21 protein-coding genes are annotated in these 24,783 nt (G+C 59.3%); 9 read left to right on the top strand and 12 right to left on the bottom strand.

What is annotated here, in order from left to right:
- Window positions 1-344: 344 nt before the first annotated feature.
- The 8 genes from AB4N73_RS11550 to AB4N73_RS11515 form a co-directional block, all read right to left on the bottom strand.
- A complete protein-coding gene (locus tag AB4N73_RS11550) occupies window positions 345-1,106 on the bottom strand; it encodes a secretin N-terminal domain-containing protein (RefSeq protein ID WP_460143466.1) in 762 nt (253 codons plus the stop codon).
- Between the two features lie 287 nt (window positions 1,107-1,393).
- Window positions 1,394-1,819 carry a GNAT family N-acetyltransferase gene (locus AB4N73_RS11545; protein ID WP_016775275.1) on the bottom strand — a complete coding sequence of 142 codons (426 nt, stop codon included), beginning with the start codon at window positions 1,817-1,819 and terminating at the stop codon, window positions 1,394-1,396.
- Window positions 1,812-2,981 (bottom strand): ribosomal protein uL16 3-hydroxylase, encoded by a 1,170-nt coding sequence (locus AB4N73_RS11540; protein ID WP_016775274.1) that lies wholly within the window; start codon window positions 2,979-2,981, stop codon window positions 1,812-1,814. The genes AB4N73_RS11545 and AB4N73_RS11540 overlap by 8 nt, the downstream gene beginning before the upstream one ends.
- Before the next feature lie 86 nt (window positions 2,982-3,067).
- On the bottom strand, window positions 3,068-4,438 hold the full coding sequence (gene purB / locus AB4N73_RS11535; protein ID WP_095182064.1) for an adenylosuccinate lyase: 1,371 nt from the start codon (window positions 4,436-4,438) through the stop codon (window positions 3,068-3,070).
- A gap of 126 nt (window positions 4,439-4,564) precedes the next feature.
- Window positions 4,565-5,188 carry a high frequency lysogenization protein HflD gene (hflD, locus tag AB4N73_RS11530; RefSeq protein WP_039763308.1) on the bottom strand — a complete coding sequence of 208 codons (624 nt, stop codon included), beginning with the start codon at window positions 5,186-5,188 and terminating at the stop codon, window positions 4,565-4,567.
- Window positions 5,185-6,309 (bottom strand): tRNA 2-thiouridine(34) synthase MnmA, encoded by a 1,125-nt coding sequence (gene mnmA / locus AB4N73_RS11525; protein ID WP_252878511.1) that lies wholly within the window; start codon window positions 6,307-6,309, stop codon window positions 5,185-5,187. Before mnmA ends, hflD begins: the two co-directional genes overlap by 4 nt.
- 59 nt (window positions 6,310-6,368) lie before the next feature.
- Window positions 6,369-6,815 (bottom strand): NUDIX hydrolase, encoded by a 447-nt coding sequence (locus AB4N73_RS11520; RefSeq protein ID WP_016775271.1) that lies wholly within the window; start codon window positions 6,813-6,815, stop codon window positions 6,369-6,371.
- A gap of 141 nt (window positions 6,816-6,956) precedes the next feature.
- Entirely contained in the window at window positions 6,957-9,182 is a 2,226-nt protein-coding gene (locus AB4N73_RS11515) for an NADP-dependent isocitrate dehydrogenase (protein ID WP_460143465.1), read from the bottom strand.
- A gap of 481 nt (window positions 9,183-9,663) precedes the next feature.
- On the opposite strand from AB4N73_RS11515, the gene icd reads away from it, so the two are divergent.
- Complete coding sequence (gene icd, locus AB4N73_RS11510; RefSeq protein WP_024013414.1) at window positions 9,664-10,920, top strand: NADP-dependent isocitrate dehydrogenase; 1,257 nt, start codon at window positions 9,664-9,666, stop codon at window positions 10,918-10,920.
- A gap of 79 nt (window positions 10,921-10,999) precedes the next feature.
- On the opposite strand, the gene AB4N73_RS11505 is transcribed toward icd, so the two are convergent.
- Entirely contained in the window at window positions 11,000-11,281 is a 282-nt protein-coding gene (locus tag AB4N73_RS11505) for a cold shock domain-containing protein (RefSeq protein ID WP_236168574.1), read from the bottom strand.
- 224 nt (window positions 11,282-11,505) lie between these two features.
- On the opposite strand from AB4N73_RS11505, the gene clpS reads away from it, so the two are divergent.
- A complete protein-coding gene (gene clpS / locus AB4N73_RS11500) occupies window positions 11,506-11,889 on the top strand; it encodes an ATP-dependent Clp protease adapter ClpS (protein ID WP_011334948.1) in 384 nt (127 codons plus the stop codon).
- A gap of 30 nt (window positions 11,890-11,919) precedes the next feature.
- Window positions 11,920-14,190 carry an ATP-dependent Clp protease ATP-binding subunit ClpA gene (gene clpA / locus AB4N73_RS11495; RefSeq protein ID WP_016775266.1) on the top strand — a complete coding sequence of 757 codons (2,271 nt, stop codon included), beginning with the start codon at window positions 11,920-11,922 and terminating at the stop codon, window positions 14,188-14,190.
- Window positions 14,191-14,855: 665 nt separating this feature from the next.
- Here the strand turns inward: clpA and infA are convergent.
- From infA to aat, 3 genes are all read right to left on the bottom strand, one after another.
- Window positions 14,856-15,074 carry a translation initiation factor IF-1 gene (gene infA, locus AB4N73_RS11490; protein WP_002553999.1) on the bottom strand — a complete coding sequence of 73 codons (219 nt, stop codon included), beginning with the start codon at window positions 15,072-15,074 and terminating at the stop codon, window positions 14,856-14,858.
- A 112-nt stretch (window positions 15,075-15,186) separates the two neighbouring features.
- Window positions 15,187-15,894 (bottom strand): arginyltransferase, encoded by a 708-nt coding sequence (locus AB4N73_RS11485; RefSeq protein WP_041477071.1) that lies wholly within the window; start codon window positions 15,892-15,894, stop codon window positions 15,187-15,189.
- Window positions 15,895-15,952: 58 nt separating this feature from the next.
- Window positions 15,953-16,633, bottom strand: coding sequence for a leucyl/phenylalanyl-tRNA--protein transferase (gene aat / locus AB4N73_RS11480; protein ID WP_095182060.1), 681 nt, complete (start codon window positions 16,631-16,633; stop codon window positions 15,953-15,955).
- A 521-nt stretch (window positions 16,634-17,154) separates the two neighbouring features.
- Here aat and ftsK point away from each other — a divergent pair.
- The 6 genes from ftsK (at window position 17,155) to cysG (ending at window position 24,771) form a co-directional block, all read left to right on the top strand.
- Window positions 17,155-19,563 (top strand): DNA translocase FtsK, encoded by a 2,409-nt coding sequence (gene ftsK, locus AB4N73_RS11475; RefSeq protein ID WP_041477069.1) that lies wholly within the window; start codon window positions 17,155-17,157, stop codon window positions 19,561-19,563.
- A 67-nt stretch (window positions 19,564-19,630) separates the two neighbouring features.
- On the top strand, window positions 19,631-20,251 hold the full coding sequence (lolA, locus tag AB4N73_RS11470) for an outer membrane lipoprotein chaperone LolA (RefSeq protein WP_016775262.1): 621 nt from the start codon (window positions 19,631-19,633) through the stop codon (window positions 20,249-20,251).
- Window positions 20,252-20,383: 132 nt separating this feature from the next.
- Window positions 20,384-21,706 (top strand): replication-associated recombination protein A, encoded by a 1,323-nt coding sequence (locus tag AB4N73_RS11465; RefSeq protein WP_042609225.1) that lies wholly within the window; start codon window positions 20,384-20,386, stop codon window positions 21,704-21,706.
- The gene (gene crcB, locus AB4N73_RS11460; RefSeq protein ID WP_016775261.1) at window positions 21,706-22,080 is read left to right on the top strand and encodes a fluoride efflux transporter CrcB; all 375 of its coding nucleotides are present in this window, start codon (window positions 21,706-21,708) and stop codon (window positions 22,078-22,080) included. Before AB4N73_RS11465 ends, crcB begins: the two co-directional genes overlap by 1 nt.
- A gap of 15 nt (window positions 22,081-22,095) precedes the next feature.
- Window positions 22,096-23,376: a serine--tRNA ligase gene (serS, locus tag AB4N73_RS11455; RefSeq protein ID WP_041477066.1), complete on the top strand. Its 1,281-nt coding sequence runs from the start codon at window positions 22,096-22,098 to the stop codon at window positions 23,374-23,376.
- The gene (gene cysG, locus AB4N73_RS11450; protein WP_252867863.1) at window positions 23,377-24,771 is read left to right on the top strand and encodes a siroheme synthase CysG; all 1,395 of its coding nucleotides are present in this window, start codon (window positions 23,377-23,379) and stop codon (window positions 24,769-24,771) included.
- Window positions 24,772-24,783 lie beyond the last annotated feature (12 nt).

Raw genomic sequence — 24,783 nt, 5'->3', positions numbered from 1 at the left:
AGGGGAAGTGAGCAGGTAGTGGCGCGGTGCGGGCGCATTCCGGCGTCGTGGGCCTTTATACGGTCTGCAGCGTGAAGCCGGGTTACCTAAATACGCTTCCGTCCCTCGGGACAACTTCGTTCCAGTCGGCAACCTCGTCAAACACACCTTGTGGGCGGTACAGACACGAAACGGTTCGCGGGATAGGTGCGAACGGCGCTTCGAAGGCCCTTGCCAGGGCCTCTGATTAGCGGGAGCGAGGCCATCATGCCTTCGCTTTTTGGCCTCGTCAAACGTTTTGTAGTGCTTTTTTTAAGGCACTACATCTTTCGTCTAATACGACTAATCAGTCAGTTTTCGGTGCTTTAGTCCAGTGTGTCGACTTTCACCCGCAAGGTCATGTCATCCCGGCCTTGAGTCGAGTAGCTGCGGGTCAGCCCCTGTTTGTCGGCCTGAGTCTGGCTGTTGACGCCCGCCAGGGTGATCCATTCGCCGAGGCGTCCGGTGACCGTTGTGTCGGTGCTTTGCACGTTCACTACATCGGGACGTTCCTGGCTCATGCGGTCACGGTTGGTACTGATCGCCAGATGAACGGTCTCGCCGGTGACGCTGGCGGTGACGTAGAAACCCTGGGTGACGTTGCGGTATTGGGTCTCGCTGCTGTAACCGCCGTAGGAATCGCTCTGGGTGTTGGTGATCGGCACGCTCTGGCCAACCTGAATCAGCGCCGGAGTGCCTTCACTGGTCTGCACTTGCTGAACTCCGCCATTGCGGCTGGTGGTGCTGCGGCTGATGATCCGGGTCTGGTTCGGCTGGGCGCCGTTGACCGAATAACCTTCGTCGCCACGGCCATTGTTTTCGTTGGTGTCGACGGTGATCAGCAAGCGCTTCGGTGCGGTATCGAGTTGCGCCAGCAGATCTTTCAGTTCCTGTATCTTGGCCGGCTCGGCTTTGACGATCAGCTGATTGCCGTAAGCGCTGACCTGACCGTCCTGGCCGATGAAATCCTGCGCCACTGGCAACATGTCAGCGCTGGTGTGGTATTTGAGGGGGACGATTTCTGTGGCTGCCAGCACCGAAAAACTGCAGCCGAGCAGCAGGGTGGTGAGCAGGGTGCGTAGGGACATGTCCGTTATCTCCGCGTTCGAAAGGCTTGATATTGCCAGTTTGTCGGCCCGGGGTGGGGCAAGTTGAATCGTAGACAGCAAAACGCCCCGGCATCCGAAAATGGCGGGGCGTTTTGTGGTGTGCTGGCGGCCATTGTGGCGAGGGGATTTATCCCCGCTCGGCTGCACAGCAGTCGCCGACCCAGCGCGCTCGATTTAACTGACTCACCGAGTTTTCTGGATTTGGGGCTGCTTCGCAGCCCAGCGGGGATAAATCCCCTCGCCACAGGGATCTAGAGGTCTCGGAATCAGGCCGAATGCCGAACCATGTCGACATGCGGAATGCCGGCCTCGAGAAACTCCTCGCTGACCAGGCTGAAGCCCAGGCGCTCATAGAACGCCGTGGCTTGCACCTGAGCGCTGAGCTTCTGTTGCTTCAAGCCGCGCGCTTCGGCTTCGGCGATGACCGCTTGCATCAGCGCGTCACCGACCTTCATTCCGCGCCAGTCTTTGAGTACCGAAACCCGACCGATATGCCCATCGGGCAGCAGTCGCGCCGTGCCGATCGGGAAGTCGCCTTCGAACGCCAGAAAATGCACGGCGGTCGCGTCATCGGCGTCCCACTCAAGCTCGGGTGGCACCGATTGTTCGGCGATGAACACCGTTTCACGAATGCGCCGGATCTCGGCGATATCCTTCTGCCAGTCTGCGACACGAACGCGAATTTTATTCATCGGCAAACCCCAGGCTTCCTTGCTTGACCAGTTCGCAGAGCAGGCTGCGGCCGTCTTCATCGCTCAGCCATTCGCCGAGGTTGTCGGCGTGCAGGGCGTCAGCGGCGCAGATCAGCTTTAGCAGTTCGCGCAGCTTGCCCGGCAGGTAACGGCTCTGGCCGCTGGCGAACAGCAGTAGATCGTCGTCGACTTCCGACCAGGCCAGGCGCGCACTCGGGTTGCGGATCAGCACGGCGCCGTCCTGCAGGGCGGCGAGGAAGTCTTCTTCTTCGACGTCTTCCGGGCCGACCACCAGTTCCGGGTAGCGCGGCTCGGTCATGTACTGGCCGAACCAGGTCAGCAGCAGGCGCTCATCGCTCATGTGTTCGGCGAGCAGGCTTTTCAGACGATCCAGCGCATCGTGTTGAATCTGGTGCGGATCGACCGCCGGCTTGGCGTCGGCATCGGTGTAGCGCTCTTCGTCGGTCAGGAACTGGCTGAGGAAGTCGGTGAAGTGGGTCAGCACTTCAGCAGCGCTCGGCGCACGGAAGCCGACCGAGTAGGTCATGCAGTTGTCGACTGCGACGCCGCAATGGGCCAGACGCGGCGGCAGGTAGAGCATGTCGCCTGGCTCCAGCACCCATTCTTCGGTCTCGTGGAATTCAGCGAGGATGCGCAGGTCAGCGTGCTGCAGGAGCGGGCTCTCGGAATCGCACATCTGGCCGATTTTCCAGTTGCGCTTGCCATGGCCCTGCAGCAGGAACACATCGTAGTTGTCGAAATGCGGGCCGACGCTGCCACCCGGTGCGGCAAAGCTGATCATCACGTCATCGACGCGCCAGCTCGGCAGGAAGCGGAAGTTTTCCAGCAGTTCGCTGACTTCCGGCACGAACTGATCAACCGCTTGCACCAGCAGTGTCCACTCTTTTTCTGGCAATTTGCTGAACTCGTCTTCGGCGAACGGGCCGCGACGCAGTTCCCATGGACGCTCGCCATGTTCGATCACCAGGCGCGATTCGACTTCTTCTTCCAGGGCCAGGCCGGCCAGTTCGTCGGCGTCGATCGGGCTTTCGAAGTCAGGAATCGCCTGACGGATCAGCAGCGGTTTTTTCTGCCAGTAGTCACGCAGGAATTCGCGTGCTGTGAGGCCGCCCAGAAGTTGAAGAGGAATATCGGAATTCATATGTAACCTATTGAAAAAAAACACTTTTCAGACGGGAATAAAAACGCCCGGCGCGGCCGGGCGTCTCAAACGGGGCAAACGGTCGATCAGATGCGTTTGGCTTGTGCCACTGCGTTGCCGATGTAGTTGGCCGGGGTCAGTTGCTTGAGCTCGGCTTTGGCTTCGGCTGGCATGTCCAGACCATCGATGAAAGTCTGCAACGCTTCAGGGCTGATGCCCTTGCCGCGGGTCAGTTCTTTCAGCTTTTCGTACGGGTTTTCGATGTTGTAGCGACGCATCACGGTCTGGATCGGCTCAGCCAATACTTCCCAGCAAGCATCGAGGTCAGCGGCAATCTTCTGCTCGTTGAGCTCGAGTTTGCTGATGCCTTTGAGGCTGGCTTCGTAAGCGATCACGCTGTGGGCGAAGCCGACACCGAGGTTGCGCAGGACGGTGGAGTCGGTCAGGTCGCGCTGCCAGCGGGAGATCGGCAGCTTGCTCGCCAGGTGCTGGAACAATGCGTTGGCGATACCCAGGTTGCCTTCGGAGTTTTCGAAGTCGATCGGGTTGACCTTGTGCGGCATGGTCGACGAACCGATTTCACCAGCGATGGTGCGCTGCTTGAAATAACCCAAGGAGATATAGCCCCAGATGTCGCGGTCGAAGTCGATCAGGATGGTGTTGAAGCGTGCGATAGCGTCGAACAGCTCGGCGATGTAGTCGTGCGGTTCGATCTGCGTGGTGTACGGGTTGAAGCCCAGGCCCAGCTCGTCTTCGATGAAGGCGCGGGCGTTGGCTTCCCAGTCGATCTGCGGGTAGGCCGAGAGGTGTGCGTTGTAGTTGCCGACAGCGCCGTTGATCTTGCCCAGCAGCGGCACGGCAGCGACTTGAGCGATCTGACGCTCGAGACGGTAAACCACGTTGGCCAGTTCTTTACCCAGAGTAGTCGGCGAAGCCGGCTGGCCGTGGGTGCGCGACAGCATCGGCACGTCGGCGAAACGGATGGCCAGTTCGCGGATAGCGTTGGCGGTCTGGCGCATCAGCGGCAGCATCACGTCGTCACGGCCTTCGCGTAGCATCAGGGCGTGGGACAGGTTGTTGATGTCTTCGCTGGTGCAGGCAAAGTGGATGAATTCGCTGACCTTGGCCAGCTCCGGCAGCTTGGCCGCCTGCTCTTTGAGCAGGTATTCGATCGCTTTGACGTCGTGGTTGGTGGTGCGCTCGATCTCTTTGACGCGCTCGGCGTGCTCCAGCGAGAAGTTGTCAGCCAGTTCGTTGAGAACGGCGTTGGCCTCGGCGGAGAAGGCTGGCACTTCAGGGATGCCAGCGTGGGCGGCCAGGCGCTGGAGCCAGCGCACTTCAACCAGAACGCGGGCACGGATCAGGCCGTACTCGCTGAAAATCGGGCGCAGGGCCTGGGTTTTGCCGGCGTAGCGGCCGTCAACAGGGGAAACCGCAGTGAGCGAAGAGAGCTGCATGGGGTGTTCTCGGACAGTCGGGCAACGAAATGGGGCGCGTATCATACATGAAAAAATCCGCCGGTCCGTCGCCAACTGACCGGCGTATTACGCGTTACAGACTACAAAGCCTTCGTGACGCGGCGTTTACTCGCTGCGCATCAACGGATAAAGCTCTTTAAGCAACTTGCGGCGGCTGATCACCAACTGCCAGCGATGACCACCGAGCTGACGCCACAGGCGCGCCGAGCGGATACCGGCGAGGAGCAGGGCGCGGATCTTCGAGGCATTGCTCGGCTGTTGCAGGTTGCGCATGTCGCCGTGCACCTGAATGCGCTGGCGCAGAGTGCTCAAAGTGTCCTGGTACAACGCACCGCAAGCGGCCACGACGTTTTCGTGGGCCGGGCCAAAATGCTCCACCTGCGACTGGATCTGCGGCAGGCGTTTGGCAATCGTCTCAAGCATGTCGTCACGCTTGGCCAGTTGCCGCTCCAGACCGAGCATCGACAGCGCGTAGCGCAACGGCTCGCGCTGCAAGGTGCTCGGATCGCGCTCAAGGGCGCCAATCAGCGCGCGATAACCCTCGCGCAGATTGATGTCGTCGCCGCCGTAGACGTCCAGCGTATCTTTTGGGTCGCGGACCAGCAGGCTGCCGAGCATGCAACTCAGGCCGGCCTCGTTGGTCTGGCCGGTCTTGGCGATGCGATCGACCAGCACGGCGGCGAGAAACACGCCGCCCAGCGCCGTCAGTTGCTCCTGAGTCGGGCTCATGCCTGGCCGCTCCACGGCTCGGCCACTTCGATCACGCCGCCACCCAAGCAGATTTCACCGTCATAGAACACCACCGATTGGCCCGGCGTCACCGCGCGTTGCGGTTCGTCGAACACGGCGCGATAACCGCTGGCGGTTTTTTCCAGGGTGCAGGCCTGATCGCTCTGGCGATAGCGCACTTTCGCCGTCAGGCGCAGCGGCTGGCTCAGGTCGATCGGGTTGACCCAGTAAATTTCCGAAGCGAGCAGGGCGCTGGAGAACAGCCACGGATGGTTGTTGCCCTGGCCGACGATCAGCTCGTTGCTCTGCAGATCCTTGCGCAGCACGTACCACGGCTCGTCACCGGCATCCTTCAAGCCGCCGATGCCGAGGCCCTGACGCTGGCCGATCGTGTGGTACATCAAGCCGTGGTGACGGCCGATGACTTCGCCTTCGGTGGTCTTGATCTCGCCCGGTTGTGCCGGCAGGTATTGCTTGAGGAAATCGCTGAAACGGCGCTCGCCGATGAAGCAGATTCCGGTGGAATCCTTCTTCTTGGCGGTGGCCAGTTCGTACTTCTCGGCAATCTCGCGCACTTGCGGCTTTTCCAGTTCGCCGACCGGGAACAGGGTCTTGGCGATCTGTTCGCCGCCGACGGCGTGCAGGAAATAGCTCTGATCCTTGTTCGGATCGAGGCCTTTGAGCAGTTCGGTGCGACCATCGATATCACGGCGGCGCACGTAGTGGCCGGTGGCGATCAGGTCGGCGCCGAGCATCATCGCGTAGTCGAGGAACGCTTTGAACTTGATCTCGCGGTTGCACAGGATGTCCGGGTTCGGCGTGCGCCCGGCCTTGTATTCGGCGAGGAAGTGCTCGAACACGTTGTCCCAGTACTCGGCGGCAAAGTTGGCGGTGTGCAGCTTGATGCCGATCTTGTCGCAGACAGCCTGAGCATCCGCCAGGTCGTCCATGGCGGTGCAGTATTCCGTTCCGTCGTCTTCTTCCCAGTTCTTCATGAACAGGCCTTCCACTTCATAACCCTGCTCGATCAGCAGAAGGGCGGAAACGGAAGAGTCCACGCCGCCGGACATGCCGACAATGACGCGCTTCTTGGATGTGTCAGAAGGGGCTGGATCACGCATAGGGATTCAATGAGTGTCTTGGAAAAGGGCGCGATTCTATCAGGCTCGCGGCCGCAAGGCTAAAGAGAAGGGCGGATCAGTTCGAGGCTGAAGTGATGACCGGCCAGATAATCGTCGATGCAACGGATGATCAGTTCACTGCGCCAGTTATCGCGCTGGGCGATTAATTCGTCGCGGGTCAGCCACTTGGCGCCGACGATGCCGTCGTCAAGCTGGTAATCCGGGTGATGCTGCACGGCTTTGGCGCTGAAGCATATGCGCTGGTAAGTCACGCCGTTGCTCGGTGCGGTGTACAGATAAATGCCGATCACGCCTGTCGGTTCGACGTCCCAGCCGGTTTCTTCGAGGGTTTCGCGAATGGCCGCATCGATCAGGGTTTCATCCGGATCGAGATGGCCGGCGGGCTGGTTGAGCACATTACGCCCACCTTTGTGCTCTTCGACCATCAGGAAGCGACCGTTGTCCTCGACGATGGTGGCGACGGTGATGTGGGGGAGCCATTCCATAAAACCTTCCTCAATCTATTGGTTAAACCCCAATCCCTGTGGGAGCTGGCTTGCCAGCTCCCACAAAGTTTTGTGATGATCACAAAACCCGGAAACACGAACCCCGGCACAAGGCCGGGGTCTGTTCACCGCATTACAACCTTAAACCAGCGCAGCAATCGCCGCGTTGAAGGTTGCGCTTGGACGCATGGCCTTGCTGATCAGCTCGGCGTCGGCGTGGTAGTAACCGCCGATGTCGACTGGCTTGCCCTGAACGGCGTTGAGCTCGGCAACGATGGTTGCCTCGTTCTCGGTCAGGGTTTTGGCCAGAGTCGCGAACTGCGCTTGCAGTGCAGCGTCTTCGGTCTGGGCAGCCAGGGCCTGAGCCCAGTACATCGCCAGATAGAAGTGGCTGCCGCGGTTGTCGATGTTGCCGACCTTGCGCGATGGCGACTTGTTGTTGTCGAGGAACTGGCCGGTGGCCTGGTCCAGGGTTTTCGACAGCACCAGTGCTTTCGGGTTGTTGTAGTTCACGCCCAGGTGCTCAAGGGAAGCGGCGAGGGCAAGGAACTCACCCAGCGAATCCCAGCGCAGGAAGTTTTCTTCAACCAGTTGCTGCACGTGCTTCGGAGCCGAACCGCCGGCGCCGGTTTCGAACAGACCACCGCCGTTCATCAGCGGCACGATCGACAGCATCTTGGCGCTGGTGCCCAGTTCCATGATCGGGAACAGGTCGGTCAGATAGTCGCGCAGTACGTTGCCGGTCACCGAAATGGTGTCCTTGCCTTCGCGGGTGCGCTGCAGGGTGTATTTCATTGCATCGACCGGCGCCATGATCTGGATGTCCAGACCGCTGGTGTCGTGATCCTTCAGATAGGCCTGAACCTTCTCGATCACTACGCCATCGTGAGCGCGCATCGGGTCGAGCCAGAAGATCGCCGGCGTGCTGCTCGCGCGAGCACGGTTGACGGCCAGTTTGACCCAGTCCTGGATCGGCGCGTCCTTGGTCTGGCACATGCGGAAGATGTCGCCGGCTTCGACAGCCTGTTCCATCAGCAGCTTGCCTTTGCTGTCGGTGACGCGAACGACGCCGTCAGCCTTGATCTGGAAGGTCTTGTCGTGGGAGCCGTACTCTTCGGCTTTCTTCGCCATCAGGCCAACGTTTGGCACGCTGCCCATGGTGGTCGGATCGAAAGCGCCATTGGCTTTGCAGTCTTCGATCACGGCCTGGTAGATGGTCGCGTAGCAACGATCCGGGATCACAGCCTTGGTGTCGTGCAGCTGACCGTCGGCGCCCCACATCTTGCCGGAGTCACGGATCATCGCCGGCATCGAGGCGTCAACGATGACGTCGCTCGGCACGTGCAGGTTGGTGATGCCTTTGTCGGAGTTGACCATCGCCAGCGAAGGACGAACGGCGTAGACCGCTGCGATATCGGCTTCGATCTGCGCTTGCTGCTCGGCCGGCAGGGCCTTGATGCGCGCGTACAGATCGCCGATGCCGTTGTTCAGGTTGAAGCCGATCTGGTTCAGCACGTCAGCGTGCTTGGTCAGTGCGTCTTTATAGAACTCGGCAACGATCTGGCCGAACATGATCGGGTCCGAGACCTTCATCATGGTCGCTTTCAGGTGAACCGAGAGCAGTACGCCCTGGGCCTTGGCGTTTTCGATCTCGGCAGCGATGAACGCACGCAGGGCGTTTTTGCTCATCACGGCGCAGTCGAGGATCTCGCCAGCCTGAACGGTGGTCTTTTCTTTCAGAACGGTAGCGGCACCGTCCTTGGCGATCAGTTCGATCTTCACGGCGTCAGCGGCGTCGATCAGGACAGCTTTTTCGCTGCCGTAGAAATCGCCGGTGCTCATGTGAGCGACGTGGGACTTGGAGTCTTTGGCCCAGGCGCCCATTTTGTGCGGGTGCTTGCGCGCATAGTTCTTCACCGACAGCGGAGCGCGGCGGTCGGAGTTGCCTTCACGCAGAACCGGGTTCACGGCGCTGCCCTTGACCTTGTCGTAACGCGCCTTGGCGTCTTTGTCGGCGTCGCTGGTCACGGTTTCCGGGTAGTCCGGCAGGTTGTAGCCCTGCGCCTGCAGCTCTTTGATCGCGGCTTGCAGCTGTGGCACCGAAGCACTGATGTTCGGCAGCTTGATGATGTTGGCTTCAGGCGTAACGGCCAGGTCGCCCAGTTCGGCGAGGTGGTCGGCTACGGCTTTGTCGCCCAGTTGCTCGGGGAAGCTTGCCAGGATGCGCGCTGCAAGAGAGATATCGCGGGTTTCCACGGCGATATCGGCCGAGGCGGTGTAAGCCTCGATGATCGGCAGCAGGGAATAGGTGGCGAGGGCAGGAGCTTCGTCGGTGAAGGTATAGATGATCTTCGAGCGGGTGGGCATATTCGGATTAACTCTCTCTTCTTTGCTAAAGCGTGCGCAGAAACTCGAGGGGCGCCGGGTAAGCGCGTTCGTTCAAAGTCATCCATGAACCGAATGTCGAGATTCTTCGCGGTGATGTTGGGTGCATCAGTAGAGCGTCAAGCAGTCAGGCTGCGGTAACAACCCGACCAATCAGGCGGAAAGTCTCGTGCTAGAGAGGCCAGCCGTCGTGACCCTGTGGTCAGCGGGCGGCATTATACATAGGTAGCTGGCAATCTGCCGATGGTTCATATGCAACGATTCTCGTCCATTGGTCTAAAGGTCGCAGGGCGCGACCGGGCAAAGACTCGTTACGAATGCTGGAGTTTGGCGCTTTTCCCTTTGCTTTCAGGCTTGTACGAAACGAGATGTGCGCGGCGCAGGAACATAGGGTTTGCGTGTTGATTCAACTGGGTTACGCTCGAAGCAAGCCAGGTGTTCAATCCAAACAATGGAGTTCAGCATGGGTTACAAGAAGATTCAGGTTCCAGCCGTCGGCGACAAAATCACCGTCAATGCAGACCATTCTCTCAATGTTCCTGATAACCCGATCATCCCCTTCATCGAAGGTGACGGTATTGGTGTCGACATCAGTCCGGTGATGATCAAGGTTGTCGATGCTGCTGTTGAAAAGGCCTACGGCGGCAAGCGCAAGATTTCCTGGATGGAAGTCTACGCCGGCGAAAAGGCCACTCAGGTTTATGACCAGGACACCTGGCTGCCGCAGGAAACCCTCGACGCGGTCAAGGATTACGTGGTCTCCATCAAAGGCCCGCTGACCACTCCGGTCGGTGGCGGTATCCGCTCGCTGAACGTGGCCCTGCGTCAGCAGCTCGACCTGTACGTCTGCCTGCGCCCGGTGCGCTGGTTCGAAGGCGTGCCAAGCCCGGTGAAAAAGCCCGGCGATGTCGACATGACCATCTTTCGCGAGAACTCCGAAGACATTTACGCCGGTATCGAATGGAAGGCCGGTTCGCCGGAAGCCACCAAGGTCATCAAATTTCTTAAAGAAGAAATGGGCGTCACCAAGATCCGTTTCGACGAAAATTGCGGCATCGGCGTCAAGCCGGTCTCCCGCGAAGGCACCAAGCGTCTGGCGCGCAAGGCTCTGCAATACGTGGTCGACAATGACCGCGACTCGCTGACCATCGTGCACAAAGGCAACATCATGAAGTTCACCGAAGGTGCCTTCAAGGAGTGGGCCTACGAAGTGGCGGCCGAAGAATTCGGTGCGACGCTGCTCGATGGCGGTCCGTGGATGCAGTTCAAGAACCCGAAAACCGGCAAGAACGTTGTGGTCAAGGACGCCATCGCCGATGCCATGCTCCAGCAGATCCTGCTGCGCCCGGCCGAATACGATGTCATCGCAACGCTTAACCTCAACGGTGACTACCTGTCTGACGCCCTGGCGGCGGAAGTGGGCGGTATCGGCATCGCGCCGGGTGCCAACCTGTCCGACACCGTAGCGATGTTCGAGGCGACCCACGGTACCGCACCGAAATACGCCGGCAAGGATCAGGTCAACCCGGGCTCGCTGATTCTCTCGGCCGAGATGATGTTGCGTCACATGGGCTGGACTGAAGCGGCGGACCTGATCATCAAGGGCACCAACGGTGCGATCGGCGCGAAGACTGTTACTTATGATTTCGAGCGTTTGATGGATGGCGCGAAGCTGGTTTCGTCCTCCGGGTTCGGAGATGCGCTGATTTCGCATATGTAAAAGTTGCAGGCACGCAAAAAACCGCCTGACTCGATGGGTTGAGTCAGGCGGTTTTTTTATGACCGAATGTTTTGAGGCTTCAACTGGTTGCCGTTTGTTTTTCCGTGGCAATCGCGCTCGGCGCCGAAGCGACTTCGACCGAAGTTATCTTCACGGCATGCAGCCCTTTAGGGCCTTGAACGATCTCGAAGTTCACCGCCTGACCCGCTTTCAGGGTCTTGTACCCATCCATTTCAATGGCCGAGTAGTGGGCAAAGAAGTCAATGTCCTTGCCATCCTCATCGCGACCTTCCCGGGCATCGGTATTGATAAAGCCGAATCCCTTGGCATTGTTGAACCATTTCACCTTGCCGACAGCCATGCTCAAATCCCTCTGCAACAGACTCCATCGCTGGAGTATCATCCACGACATCCGCAATCGAATTCGATAAAAGAATTGACTCCGCGGATCTTTTTTACCCACTGTGGGCTCTATTGGTTGTAACACCGTTTTCCCGATAGTCAAGGTGACCGGGCAGTCGTAGTTGAAAACGTGTGCAACCGCCCCCACCACTGTATTCGCACAACTGACGAACCTTTTTTTCCATGCATGCAATCAGCCAGATTCGACTAACATTCAATCAGGATCGCCCGCTTCTCCAAAAGGATCTTCCACAGGAGCACGACGACGATTCGGCAGGCGTTGCTGTTCAGGAAGCAAAGCCCGCGTTACAGGCGCCGCCGATGTACAAGGTGGTTTTGTTCAACGATGACTACACACCGATGGATTTCGTCGTCGAAGTGCTCGAGGTGTTTTTTAACCTGAATCGCGAGCTGGCGACCAAGGTCATGCTGGCCGTCCATACAGAAGGACGGGCAGTATGTGGAGTGTTTACCCGCGACATCGCCGAGACAAAGGCCATGCAGGTCAACCAGTACGCCAGGGAAAGCCAGCATCCGCTACTCTGTGAAATCGAGAAGGACGGTTAATCGCCGACCACTTGGGTATGAGGTGAAGCTATGTTAAACCGCGAGCTCGAAGTCACCCTCAATCTTGCCTTCAAGGAGGCTCGTTCGAAGCGTCATGAGTTCATGACCGTCGAACATCTCCTGCTGGCCCTATTGGATAATGAGGCTGCCGCCACCGTTTTGCGTGCCTGCGGCGCAAACCTCGACAAACTCAAGCATGATCTGCAGGAGTTCATCGACTCCACCACGCCATTGATCCCCGTCCATGACGAGGATCGCGAAACCCAGCCAACCCTGGGCTTCCAGCGTGTCCTGCAGCGTGCTGTTTTTCACGTACAGAGCTCGGGCAAACGCGAAGTGACCGGCGCCAACGTGCTGGTCGCCATCTTCAGTGAGCAAGAGAGTCAGGCCGTGTTCCTGCTGAAACAGCAGAGCGTGGCGCGCATCGATGTCGTCAACTACATCGCCCACGGCATTTCGAAAGTACCGGGGCACGGCGATCACTCTGAAGGTGAACAAGATATGCAGGACGACGAGGGCGGTGAGTCTTCTTCTTCAGGCAATCCTCTGGATGCTTATGCCAGCAACCTCAACGAACTCGCGCGCCAGGGTCGCATTGATCCGTTGGTTGGTCGTGAGTCGGAAGTCGAGCGTGTCGCGCAGATTCTTGCGCGCCGGCGCAAGAACAATCCGCTGCTGGTGGGTGAGGCAGGCGTGGGTAAAACCGCGATTGCCGAAGGCCTGGCCAAGCGCATCGTCGACAATCAGGTGCCGGATCTGCTGGCCAATGCGGTTGTTTATTCGCTCGACCTCGGCGCTCTGCTTGCGGGTACCAAGTATCGCGGTGATTTCGAGAAGCGCTTCAAGGCGCTGCTCAATGAACTGAAGAAACGTCCGCAGGCGATCCTGTTCATCGACGAGATCCACACCATCATCGGTGCGGGCGCAGCGTCCGGTGGCGTGATGGATGCATCCAATCTGCTCAAGCCGCTGCTGTCGTCTGGCGACATTCGCTGCATCGGTTCGACCACGTTCCAGGAATTTCGCGGCATCTTCGAGAAGGACCGTGCCTTGGCGCGTCGCTTCCAGAAGGTCGATGTCGTCGAGCCGTCGGTGGAAGACACCATCGGTATCCTGCGTGGCCTGAAAGGGCGTTTCGAGCAGCATCACAATATCGAATACAGCGATGAGTCGTTGCGTGCCGCTGCCGAACTGGCGTCGCGCTACATCAATGACCGGCACATGCCGGACAAGGCCATCGACGTGATCGACGAGGCGGGCGCCTACCAGCGTCTGCAACCGGTGGAGATGCGCGTCAAGCGTATCGAAGTGCCACAGGTCGAGGACATCGTCGCGAAAATCGCGCGGATTCCGCCGAAGCATGTCACCAGTTCCGACAAAGAGCTGCTGCGTAACCTGGAGCGTGACCTGAAGCTTACGGTGTTTGGTCAGGACGCGGCGATCGATTCGCTGTCCACTGCGATCAAGCTGTCGCGTGCCGGGCTCAAGTCGCCAGACAAGCCGGTCGGTTCGTTCCTGTTCGCCGGGCCTACCGGTGTCGGTAAAACCGAGGCCGCGCGACAGCTGGCCAAGGCGCTGGGGATCGAGTTGGTGCGTTTCGACATGTCCGAGTACATGGAGCGTCACACCGTATCGCGTCTGATCGGTGCCCCTCCAGGCTATGTCGGTTTCGACCAGGGCGGTCTGCTGACCGAAGCGATCACCAAGCAGCCACATTGCGTATTGCTCCTCGACGAAATCGAGAAGGCGCATCCGGAAGTCTTCAACCTGCTGTTGCAGGTCATGGATCACGGCACGCTGACCGACAACAACGGGCGCAAGGCGGACTTCCGCAATGTGATAGTGATCATGACCACCAACGCCGGTGCCGAGACGGCAGCGCGGGCTTCGATCGGTTTCACCCATCAGGACCACTCGTCCGATGCGATGGAAGTGATCAAGAAGAGCTTCACGCCGGAATTCCGTAACCGTCTGGACACCATTATCCAGTTTGGTCGCCTCAGCCATGAGGTCATCAAAAGTGTGGTGGACAAGTTCCTCACCGAGCTTCAGGCGCAGCTGGAAGACAAGCGTGTGTTGCTTGAGGTTACTGATGCGGCACGCAGCTGGCTGGCGGCGGGTGGTTATGACTCGGCGATGGGCGCACGTCCGATGGCGCGTCTGATCCAGGACAAGATCAAGCGTCCGCTGGCGGAGGAGATTCTGTTTGGCGAGCTGGCCGAGCATGGCGGTGTGGTGCACATCGACATCAAGGATGGGGAGTTGACGTTCGACTTCGAAACCACGGCTGAGATGGCCTGACGGTCGTATATCAAGAGGGCGCCTTCGGGCGCCTTTTTGTTGCTCGTTGTTTGATAGTTTTGGGTGTATATCCGTTGCTGCGGTTACGGCTGCTTAGGGTTTCGCCCTTACGGCGACTCACTTTTTTTACAAACGCCTAAAAAAAGTAAGCAAAAAAACGCTTGCTCCTGCGTTCGGCCCTCGCAGGCTCGGGTTCCTTCGCTCCGGGATCGATCCGGGCGCAGCGGCTCCGGTTTGCTTCGCTGCACCTCCTTCCGCTGTGTCTGGCTGCGCCAGACGGTCGCTGCGCTCCCACCCCCGGATCAATCCCTCCACTCAGCCTTCCGACGTCGCCGGTGAATCAAGATCAAAAGCGGTACTCGAGCTAAAGCTCATTGTGTAGGAGCTGCCGGAGGCTGCGATCTTTTGCCTTTGCCTTTGCCTTTGCCTTTGCTTTTCTGTGGGAGCGAGCCTGCTCGCGAAGTCGGCCTGCAGGTCAACCCGTTTCTATCGAATTCACGCGATCCAACCGGAGCTGCCGAAGGCTGCGATCTTTTGATCTGCTTGCTGTAGAGCGAAACCGCCAGCGGCAACACCCGCAGCAACGATTAAGTCCCCAGCCTCCAAACCTCAAAACGCAGACACAAAAACGCCCGGCATAACCCGGGCGTTCTGTATTGACTTGATTAACGAGCGCGGTAAGTGATCCGCCCTTTGCTCAAGTCATAGGGCGTCAGCTCGACGCGCACTTTGTCACCGGTAAGAATACGAATGTAGTTCTTGCGCATCTTGCCGGAAATATGCGCGGTTACGACGTGCCCATTTTCCAACTCCACACGAAACATGGTGTTGGGCAGGGTGTCGACGACAGTGCCTTCCATTTCGAAGCTGTCTTCTTTCGACATGCAGTAAAGCCCTCGGTATCCAATGAATGGCCCGGTGCAACTGCGCCAGGCAAAAGCGGCGTGCATTGTGCCCGAAAAATGGTGTTTACGCCAAGGGGTTTAGGCCGCAGGTTCAGTTCAGGATGACCCAGCGCTGATTGATCAGCAATTCGATGGGCCGATATTGCGTCTTGTAGTTCATCTTTTTGCAGTTCTTGATCCAGTAACCCAGGTACACGGCCTCAAGGCCCAGACGCTGGCTCTCGGCGATTTGCCAGAGGATTGCGTAACGGCCGAGGCTGCGGCGTTCTTCGTTCGGTTCGTAGAAGGTGTACACCGCTGACAAACCGTTGGGCAGCAGATCGGTCACCGCCACCGCGAGCAACCGTCCGTCGAGTCGAAACTCGTAGAAGCGCGAGAAGGGCAGGTCACGCACCAGGAACGTCGAGAACTGATCGCGGCTTGGCGGGTACATGTCGCCGTCGGCATGGCGCTGTTCTATGTAGCGCTGGTACAGGTCGAAATATTCTTCGCTGAAGTGCGGTTTGACCGGCTGCACCTGCAAATCCGCGTTGCGTTTGTAGATGCGCTTTTGCTGGCGATTAGTGATGAATTGTGCGGAGGGAATGCGCGCAGGCACGCACGCATTGCAATTCTGGCAATGCGGCCGGTACAAATGATCGCCGCTGCGACGAAAGCCCATTTCCGACAGGTCTGCGTAGACATGCACATCCATGGGCTGACTCGGGTCGAGAAACAGCGTCGTGGCCTGCTCCTCGGGCAGATAACTGCAAGAGTGGGGCTGAGTGGCATAAAACTTCAAACGCGCCAACTCGGTCATGAATCAACCCTCGGGATAAGCTGGTGGATTAAGTGTAAGCCACCTGCGCAAAAGTCGCTCAGCAAACCCAGGTCGCTGAATTCGGTTGATCTAGATGGCGCCGCAGATAGTCGGCGAATTCGCCGCGCGGAATCGACCGCGCACCGAGGCTGTGCAGGTGATCGGTCGGCATCTGGCAGTCGATCAGCACAAATCCGGCGGCTTTCAAATGCTGGACCAGCGTGGCAAAGCCATATTTGGACGCGTTGTCAGCGCGGCTGAACATCGACTCGCCAAAAAACAGTTGGCCCATCGCCAGGCCGTACAGGCCGCCGACCAGCTGTCCCTCGTCCCAGACCTCAACCGAATGCGCGAAACCGCGCCGATGCAATTCTACGTAAGCATCCTGCATGGCCTCGGTGATCCAGGTGCCGTCGGCGTAATCACGCGGTGCAGCGCAGGCGCGGATGACGGCGTCGAAATCCTGATCGAAGGTCACTTGATAGCGTTGCTTGCGCAGCAGCTTGCCGAGACTGCGCGAGACGTGCAGTTCGTCGGGAAACAGCACGGTGCGAGGGTCTGGCGACCACCAGAGAATCGGCTGGCCCTCGGAGAACCAGGGGAAGCAGCCATGGCGATAGGCCTGGATCAGTCGATCGGCGGAAAGATCGCCGCCGGCGGCGAGCAATCCGTTCGGCTCGCGCATGGCTTTTTCCAGTGGCGGAAAGGTCAGGGAGTTACGTTGTAACCAAGTCAGCATGGCATCCAGGCTTGCAGAAGGGGAGGGCAGTCAGGGGCGTGCAGGCCCCGCGAAAGAGTTTGCCGCGAAACGGCGCCGCTGTCCTGCACAGATGTCTGCTGCAGTGAGCATTGAGCTGCAACTTGATGTGTCGCCCGTGGTCGTAAGCGTCACCGTACCGATGCTGTCGAGCATTCCTGTGAGCCTGATCCGGCCAGGTTCGCTACGTTCATCAAATACAGCTCATAAGCCTTTGTCACAAAAGACAATGCATGCTCCAATTGCAACGCAGTGCATGTACGTTTGGCTATGCTCAAGGCTGGGGTCTCAAACATGGCATCGGACGCACAAACCCGTACAATGCCGGGTTGTGACAGGCTATACGCTGCGCACAGTGTTTATGGCTGTGTTTATAAAACCAGTGGCACAGTGTTAAAAGTAGTCCCAGTTGAGCTTTTCACCTTTTTTACCTGCCTGGATTGGGCAGTTTTTTATCGTCATTCAATAGATGGACGCGCCTCGGGCGCAGGAAAAGAAGCGTTTTGAAGAAGACCACCGAAGCACCCAAAACAGTCGTTCCGCTCTGGCGCCAGCAACTGCACTACCGGCTCAAGGAAGGTGCATTGATCGCCATTGGCGCTTTGTGCCTGTTCCTGATGATGGCTTTGCTGACCTACGGCAAGGACGATCCGGGGTGGAGCCATAACAGCAAGATCGACGATGTGCAGAACTTCGGCGGCCCGGCCGGCTCGTACAGCGCCGATATCCTGTTCATGGTGCTCGGTTACTTCGCCTATATCTTTCCGTTGCTGCTGGCGGTCAAGGCGTACCAGATCTTCCGTCAACGCCACGAACCATGGCAGTGGAGCGGCTGGCTGTTTTCCTGGCGTCTGATCGGCCTGGTATTCCTCGTGCTCTCCGGTGCTGCGCTGGCGCACATTCATTTCCATGCCGCGACCGGTCTGCCGGCCGGTGCTGGCGGTGCCCTGGGCGAAAGCCTTGGCGATCTGGCGAAGAATGCGCTGAACATCCAGGGCAGCACGCTGTTGTTCATCGCTCTGTTCCTGTTCGGCCTGACCGTATTCACCGACCTGTCGTGGTTCAAGGTGATGGACGTCACCGGCAAGATCACCCTCGATCTGTTCGAGCTGTTCCAGGGCGCGCTCAACCGCTGGTGGTCGGCGCGCACTGAACGCAAGCAACTGGTTGCGCAACTGCGTGAGGTTGATGACCGCGTCCACGATGTGGTCGCACCGACTGTCACCGACAAACGCGAACAGGCCAAGGTCAAGGAACGCCTGATCGAGCGTGAGCAAGCGTTGAGCAAGCACATGTCCGACCGCGAGAAGCAGGTGCCACCGGTGATCGCGCCGGCACCGGCCAAGGCGCCGGAGCCGAGCAAGCGCGTGCAGAAAGAGAAGCAGGCGCCGTTGTTCGTCGACAGCGCGGTCGAAGGCACCTTGCCGCCGATCTCGATTCTTGATCCTGCGGAAAAGAAACAGCTCAACTATTCGCCTGAGTCCTTGGCAGCAGTCGGCCACTTGCTGGAAATCAAGCTCAAGGAATTCGGCGTCGAAGTCACCGTTGATTCGATCCATCCGGGTCCAGTGATTACCCGATACGAAATCCAGCCTGCCGCCGGGGTAAAAGTCAGCCGCATCGCCAACCTGGCCAAAGACCTGGCGCGTTCGCTGGCGGTGACCAGTGTGCGGGTGGTCGAGGTGATTCCGGGCAAGACCACTGTCGGTATCGAGATTCCCAACGAAGACCGCCAGATCGTACGTTTCTCCGAGGTGCTGTCGACCCCCGAGTACGACAACTTCAAATCCCCGGTCACCCTGGCGCTCGGTCACGATATCGGCGGCAAGCCGGTCATCACCGACCTGGCGAAGATGCCGCACTTGCTGGTGGCCGGTACCACCGGTTCCGGTAAGTCCGTGGGCGTGAACGCGATGATTCTGTCGATCCTGTTCAAGTCCGGCCCGGACGATGCCAAGCTGATCATGATCGACCCGAAGATGCTTGAGCTGTCGATCTACGAAGGCATTCCGCACCTGCTCTGCCCGGTTGTGACTGACATGAAGGACGCCGCCAACGCCTTGCGCTGGAGCGTTGCCGAGATGGAGCGTCGCTACAAGCTGATGGCGAAAATGGGCGTGCGTAACCTGTCCGGCTTCAACGCCAAGGTCAAGGAAGCCCAGGATGCCGGCGAGCCGTTGAGCGATCCGCTTTACAAGCGCGAAAGCATTCACGACGAAGCGCCGCTGCTGCAGAAACTGCCGACCATCGTCGTAGTGGTGGACGAATTCGCCGACATGATGATGATCGTCGGCAAGAAGGTTGAAGAGCTGATCGCACGTATTGCGCAAAAGGCGCGTGCGGCGGGGATTCACTTGATTCTTGCCACCCAGCGCCCGTCGGTGGACGTGATCACTGGTCTGATCAAAGCCAACATCCCGACACGTATGGCGTTTCAGGTATCGAGCAAGATCGATTCGCGAACCATCATCGACCAGGGTGGCGCCGAGCAACTGCTCGGGCACGGTGACATGCTCTACATGCCGCCGGGCACCAGTTTGCCGATCCGGGTTCACGGCGCGTTCGTCTCCGACGATGAGGTTCACCGCGTGGTCGAGGCCTGGAAATTGCGCGGTGCGCCTGAGTACAACGACGACATTCTCAACGGTGTCGAAGAGGCGGGCAGCGGCTTTGAAGGCAGCAGCGGTGGTGGCGACGGTGATGATCCGGAAGCCGACGCGCTGTATGACGAAGCGGTGCAGTTCGTCCTCGAAAGTCGTCGTGCGTCGATTTCCGCTGTGCAGCGCAAGCTGAAGATCGGCTACAACCGTGCCGCGCGGATGATCGAGGCGATGGAAATGGCTGGCGTCGTTACCTCAATGAACACCAACGGTTCGCGTGAAGTCCTGGCCCCAGGCCCGGTACGCGACTGAAACGCAACGACTCGAGTGGCGCAATGACGCGCTACTCGCTCTCCCACGAGTATTCAAGAGGACTCTCATGCGCCTTATCCGCATGCTGTTGCCAGTACTGGCGCTGACCACACTCACGGCCCACGCCGATGAAAAGGACGTGGCGCGTCTGACCCAATTGCTCGAAACATCGAAAACCCTGTCGGCGAACTTTTCGCAGTTGACCCTCGATGGCACCGGCACCCAGTTGCAGGAAACCACCGGCAACATGACCCTGCAGCGTCCGGGCCTGTTCTACTGGCACACCAATGCGCCGGCCGAGCAGACCATGGTCTCCGATGGCAAGAAAGTCACCCTGTGGGACCCGGATCTGGAGCAGGCAACCATCAAGAAGCTCGATGAGCGTCTGACCCAGACGCCGGCCTTGCTGTTGTCCGGCGATGTCTCGAAGATCAGCCAGAGCTTCGATATCAGCGCGAAAGAGGCGGGCGGCGTGATCGACTTCACCCTGAAGCCGAAAACCAAGGACACCCTGTTCGACAATCTGCGCCTGTCGTTCCGCAACGGCCTGCTCAATGACATGCAACTGATTGACAGCGTCGGCCAGCGCACCAATATCCTGTTTACCGGGGTCAAGGCCAACGAAGCGGTGCCTGCGTCCAAGTTCAAATTCGACATTCCCAAAGGTGCCGACGTTATCCAGGAATAAACACCGGCACTTTGTGTCAGGGCCTTTGTGGTGAGGGCCTGCTATTGAGGGGCTATTGTGGCGAGGGGATAAATCCCCTCACCACAGGTTCTTCAGCAGATTTCAGAAAATCAGAGGTTTCAACGCTACGTGATGGATCTGTTTCGCAGTGCACCGATTGCCCAACCCTTGGCCGCCCGTCTGCGTGCGGCCAATCTGGATGAGTACGTCGGTCAGGAACACGTGCTCGCTCGCGGCAAGCCTTTGCGTGAGGCGCTGGAGCAGGGCGCGCTGCATTCGATGATCTTCTGGGGACCGCCGGGCGTGGGCAAGACCACCCTGGCGCGCTTGCTCGCAGAAGTCTCGGATGCGCACTTCGAAACGGTCTCGGCGGTGCTCGCCGGGGTCAAGGAAATCCGTCAGGCCGTTGAAATTGCCAAGCAGCAGGCCGGCCAGTACGGCAAGCGCACGATCCTGTTTGTCGACGAAGTACACCGTTTCAACAAGTCGCAGCAGGACGCGTTTCTGCCTTACGTTGAAGACGGCACGCTGATCTTCATCGGCGCCACCACCGAAAACCCTTCGTTCGAACTGAACAACGCCTTATTGTCTCGGGCCCGCGTCTACGTGCTGAAAAGCCTAGACGAAGCGGCCTTGCGCAAACTGGTCCACCGCGCACTCACCGAAGAGCGCGGCCTGGGCAAGCGCAACCTGACCCTGAGCGATGAAGGCTTCCAGATGTTGCTGTCCGCCGCTGATGGCGATGGCCGGCGCCTGCTCAATCTGCTGGAAAACGCCTCTGATCTGGCCGAAGACAACAGCGAAATCGGCACCGAGTTGCTGCAAAGCCTGCTCGGCGATACGCGCCGACGTTTCGACAAGGGCGGTGAAGCGTTTTACGACCAGATCTCGGCGCTGCACAAATCCGTGCGCGGCTCCAATCCCGACGGCGCGCTGTACTGGTTTGCGCGGATGATCGACGGCGGTTGCGATCCGCTGTACCTGGCGCGACGCGTGGTGCGCATGGCGAGCGAAGACATCGGCAACGCCGACCCGCGTGCATTGAGCCTGTGCCTGGCGGCGTGGGAAGTGCAGGAGCGTCTCGGCAGTCCCGAAGGCGAATTGGCGGTCGCCCAGGCCATTACTTATCTGGCCTGCGCACCGAAAAGCAATGCGGTGTACATGGGCTTCAAAACCGCGCTGCGCGCGGCGGCTGAGAACGGCTCGCTGGAAGTGCCGCTGCATCTGCGCAACGCACCGACCAAGCTGATGAAGCAATTGGGTTACGGCGACGAATACCGCTATGCCCATGATGAACCGGATGCTTATGCTGCCGGTGAAGACTATTTTCCGGAAGAACTCGAGCCGATTCCGTTCTATCAGCCCGTGCCCCGCGGCCTGGAGTTGAAGATCGGCGAAAAACTCAATCACCTCGCTCAACTCGATCGTCTGAGCCCTCGGCAGCGGAGAAAATAGTGGTTCCATTGATACTCGCAGTGTCGGTCGGCGGTGTTGCCGGCACCTTGTTGCGCTTCGCCACCGGTAATTGGGTCAGCGCCAATTGGCCGCGGCACTTCTATACCGCGACGCTGGCCGTTAATATCGTGGGCTGCCTGCTGATTGGCGTGTTGTACGGCCTGTTTCTGATACGCCCGGAGGTGCCGATCGAGGTGCGCGCCGGGTTGATGGTCGGCTTCCTCGGGGGGCTGACGACTTTTTCATCCTTTTCACTGGATACGGTGCGCCTGCTGGAAAGCGGGCAAGTGTTGCTGGCCCTGGGCTACGCGGCACTCAGCGTATTCGGCGGGCTGCTCGCAACGTGGGCCGGCCTGTCCCTGACCAAACTTTGATAACGAGAAACCGACATGCTCGATTCCAAACTGTTACGTAGCAACCTTCAGGACGTAGCGGACCGCCTGGCTTCCCGTGGCTTTGCCCTGGACACCGCGCGCATCGAAGCGCTGGAAGAACAGCGCAAGACCGTCCAGACCCGCACCGAAGCACTGCAGGCTGAGCGTAACGCGCGTTCCAAATCCATCGGGCAGGCCAAGCAGCGCGGCGAAGACATCGCGCCGCTGATGGCGGACGTCGAGCGCATGGCAGGCGAGCTGAGCGCTGGCAAGGTCGAGTTGGACGCGATCCAGACCGAACTCGATTCGATCCTGCTCGGTATCCCCAACCTGCCGCACGAATCGGTTCCGGTCGGCAAGGACGAAGACGACAACGTCGAAGTGCGCCGCTGGGGCACCCCGACCCAGTTCGATTTCGAAGTCAAAGATCACGTCGCCCTCGGCGAGAAGTTCGGCTGGCTGGACTTCGAAACCGCCGCCAAGCTGTCCGGTGCTCGTTTCGCCTTGTTGCGTGGCCCGATCGCGCGTCTGCATCGTGCACTGGCGCAGTTCATGATCAACCTGCATGTCACCGAACATGGCTACGAAGAGGCTTACACGCCTTATCTGGTTCAGGCTCCGGCGCTGCAAGGTACCGGCCAGCTGCCGAAGTTCGAAGAAGATCTGTTCAAGATTGCCCGCGAAGGCGAAGCCGATCTGTACCTGATTCCAACCGCCGAAGTGTCGCTGACCAACATCGTTGCCGGCGAAATCGTCGATTCGAAGTTGTTGCCGATCAAGTTTGTCGCCCACACCCCATGCTTCCGCAGCGAAGCCGGCGCGTCGGGGCGCGACACGCGTGGCATGATCCGCCAGCACCAGTTCGACAAAGTCGAAATGGTCCAGATCGTCGAGCCGTCGCAATCGATGGAAGCGCTGGAAAGCCTGACTGCCAACGCCGAAAAAGTCCTGCAGCTGCTCGGTCTGCCTTACCGCACCCTGGCGCTGTGCACTGGCGACATGGGCTTCAGCGCGGTCAAGACCTACGACCTCGAAGTGTGGATTCCGAGCCAGGACAAATACCGCGAAATCTCCTCGTGCTCCAACTGCGGCGACTTCCAGGCGCGGCGCATGCAGGCGCGTTTCCGTAACCCGGAAACCGGCAAGCCTGAGCTGGTGCACACCTTGAACGGCTCTGGTCTGGCGGTCGGTCGTACTCTGGTTGCGGTACTGGAAAACTACCAGCAGGCCGACGGTTCGATCCGTGTGCCGGACGTGCTCAAGCCGTACATGGGTGGCCTTGAGGTCATCGGCTAAATGAAATATCTGCCGCTGTTTCACAACCTGCGCGGCAGTCGTGTGTTGGTTGTCGGTGGGGGGGAAATTGCCTTGCGCAAATCCCGCCTGCTGGCCGATGCCGGTGCGCTGCTGCGGGTGGTCGCACCTGAAATCGAAACGCAACTGGCCGAACTGGTCGCTGCCAGCGGCGGTGAATGCCTGTTGCGCGGTTACGCCGAAACGGATCTGGACGGTTGCGGGCTGATCATTGCCGCTACCGACGACGAAACGCTCAACGCGCAAGTCTCCACCGACGCCCACCGCCGTTGCGTGCCGGTCAACGTGGTCGATGCACCGGCCTTGTGCAGCGTGATCTTCCCGGCGATCGTCGATCGCTCGCCGTTGATCATCGCCGTGTCCAGCGGCGGCGATGCGCCGGTACTGGCGCGCCTGATCCGCGCCAAAATCGAAACCTGGATTCCTTCGACTTACGGTCAGTTGGCTGGATTGGCTGCGCGTTTTCGCAATCAGGTGAAAAACCTGTTTCCGGATGTGCAGCAGCGTCGCGGCTTCTGGGAAGACGTTTTCCAGGGCCCGATCGCCGATCGTCAACTGGCCGGGCAGGGCGCTGAAGCCGAGCGCCTGTTGCAGGCCAAGGTCGATGGCGAGCCAATGGTCACCACTGGCGAGGTTTATCTGGTCGGTGCCGGTCCGGGTGATCCGGATCTGTTGACCTTCCGCGCACTGCGTCTGATGCAGCAAGCCGATGTGGTGCTCTATGACCGCCTGGTGGCGCCGGCGATTCTCGAGTTGTGCCGTCGCGATGCCGAGCGGGTGTATGTCGGCAAGCGTCGCTCCGAACACGCCGTGCCGCAGGATCAGATCAACCAGCAACTGGTCGATCTGGCCAAGGCCGGCAAGCGTGTGGTGCGGTTGAAGGGCGGCGATCCGTTTATCTTCGGCCGCGGTGGCGAAGAGATCGAAGAACTGGCGGCCCACGGTATACCATTCCAGGTGGTGCCAGGCATCACGGCGGCCAGCGGTTGCGCCGCTTATGCGGGGATCCCGCTGACCCACCGTGACCATGCGCAGTCCGTGCGGTTTGTCACTGGCCACTTGAAGGATGGTTCCACCGATCTGCCATGGGCTGACCTGGTGGCTCCGGCGCAGACGCTGGTGTTCTACATGGGCCTGGTGGGCCTGCCGATTATCTGCGAGCAGTTGATCAAGCATGGTCGCGCGGCGGATACCCCGGCGGCGTTGATTCAGCAGGGCACTACAGTCAATCAGCGGGTTTTCACCGGAACGCTGGCGGATCTGCCGCGAATGGTGGCGGAGCATGAAGTGCATGCCCCGACTCTGGTGATCGTCGGCGAAGTGGTGCAACTGCGCGAGAAACTGGCGTGGTTTGAAGGTGCTCAGTCGCAGGTCTAAACGCCGCGTCGT

Source organism: Pseudomonas sp. S3_B08 (assembly GCF_054667725.1).
This window is presented reverse-complemented; position numbering and strand designations above follow the sequence as displayed.

Excerpts from the sequence above, each read along its gene's own strand:
- clpS (WP_011334948.1), top strand. The coding sequence starts at position 11,506 with ATGCATGCAATCAGCCAGATTCGACTAACATTCAATCAGGATCGCCCG.
- AB4N73_RS11550 (WP_460143466.1), bottom strand. The coding sequence starts at position 1,106 with ATGTCCCTACGCACCCTGCTCACCACCCTGCTGCTCGGCTGCAGTTTT.
- AB4N73_RS11485 (WP_041477071.1), bottom strand. The coding sequence starts at position 15,894 with ATGACCGAGTTGGCGCGTTTGAAGTTTTATGCCACTCAGCCCCACTCT.
- AB4N73_RS11540 (WP_016775274.1), bottom strand. The coding sequence starts at position 2,981 with ATGAATTCCGATATTCCTCTTCAACTTCTGGGCGGCCTCACAGCACGC.
- lolA (WP_016775262.1), top strand. The coding sequence starts at position 19,631 with ATGCGCCTTATCCGCATGCTGTTGCCAGTACTGGCGCTGACCACACTC.
- infA (WP_002553999.1), bottom strand. The coding sequence starts at position 15,074 with ATGTCGAAAGAAGACAGCTTCGAAATGGAAGGCACTGTCGTCGACACC.
- mnmA (WP_252878511.1), bottom strand. The coding sequence starts at position 6,309 with ATGCGTGATCCAGCCCCTTCTGACACATCCAAGAAGCGCGTCATTGTC.
- AB4N73_RS11545 (WP_016775275.1), bottom strand. The coding sequence starts at position 1,819 with ATGAATAAAATTCGCGTTCGTGTCGCAGACTGGCAGAAGGATATCGCC.
- clpA (WP_016775266.1), top strand. The coding sequence starts at position 11,920 with ATGTTAAACCGCGAGCTCGAAGTCACCCTCAATCTTGCCTTCAAGGAG.
- AB4N73_RS11520 (WP_016775271.1), bottom strand. The coding sequence starts at position 6,815 with ATGGAATGGCTCCCCCACATCACCGTCGCCACCATCGTCGAGGACAAC.
- AB4N73_RS11505 (WP_236168574.1), bottom strand. The coding sequence starts at position 11,281 with ATGGCTGTCGGCAAGGTGAAATGGTTCAACAATGCCAAGGGATTCGGC.
- purB (WP_095182064.1), bottom strand. The coding sequence starts at position 4,438 with ATGCAGCTCTCTTCGCTCACTGCGGTTTCCCCTGTTGACGGCCGCTAC.
- aat (WP_095182060.1), bottom strand. The coding sequence starts at position 16,633 with ATGCTGACTTGGTTACAACGTAACTCCCTGACCTTTCCGCCACTGGAA.
- AB4N73_RS11515 (WP_460143465.1), bottom strand. The coding sequence starts at position 9,182 with ATGCCCACCCGCTCGAAGATCATCTATACCTTCACCGACGAAGCTCCT.
- icd (WP_024013414.1), top strand. The coding sequence starts at position 9,664 with ATGGGTTACAAGAAGATTCAGGTTCCAGCCGTCGGCGACAAAATCACC.
- cysG (WP_252867863.1), top strand. The coding sequence starts at position 23,377 with ATGAAATATCTGCCGCTGTTTCACAACCTGCGCGGCAGTCGTGTGTTG.
- serS (WP_041477066.1), top strand. The coding sequence starts at position 22,096 with ATGCTCGATTCCAAACTGTTACGTAGCAACCTTCAGGACGTAGCGGAC.
- hflD (WP_039763308.1), bottom strand. The coding sequence starts at position 5,188 with ATGAGCCCGACTCAGGAGCAACTGACGGCGCTGGGCGGCGTGTTTCTC.
- AB4N73_RS11465 (WP_042609225.1), top strand. The coding sequence starts at position 20,384 with ATGGATCTGTTTCGCAGTGCACCGATTGCCCAACCCTTGGCCGCCCGT.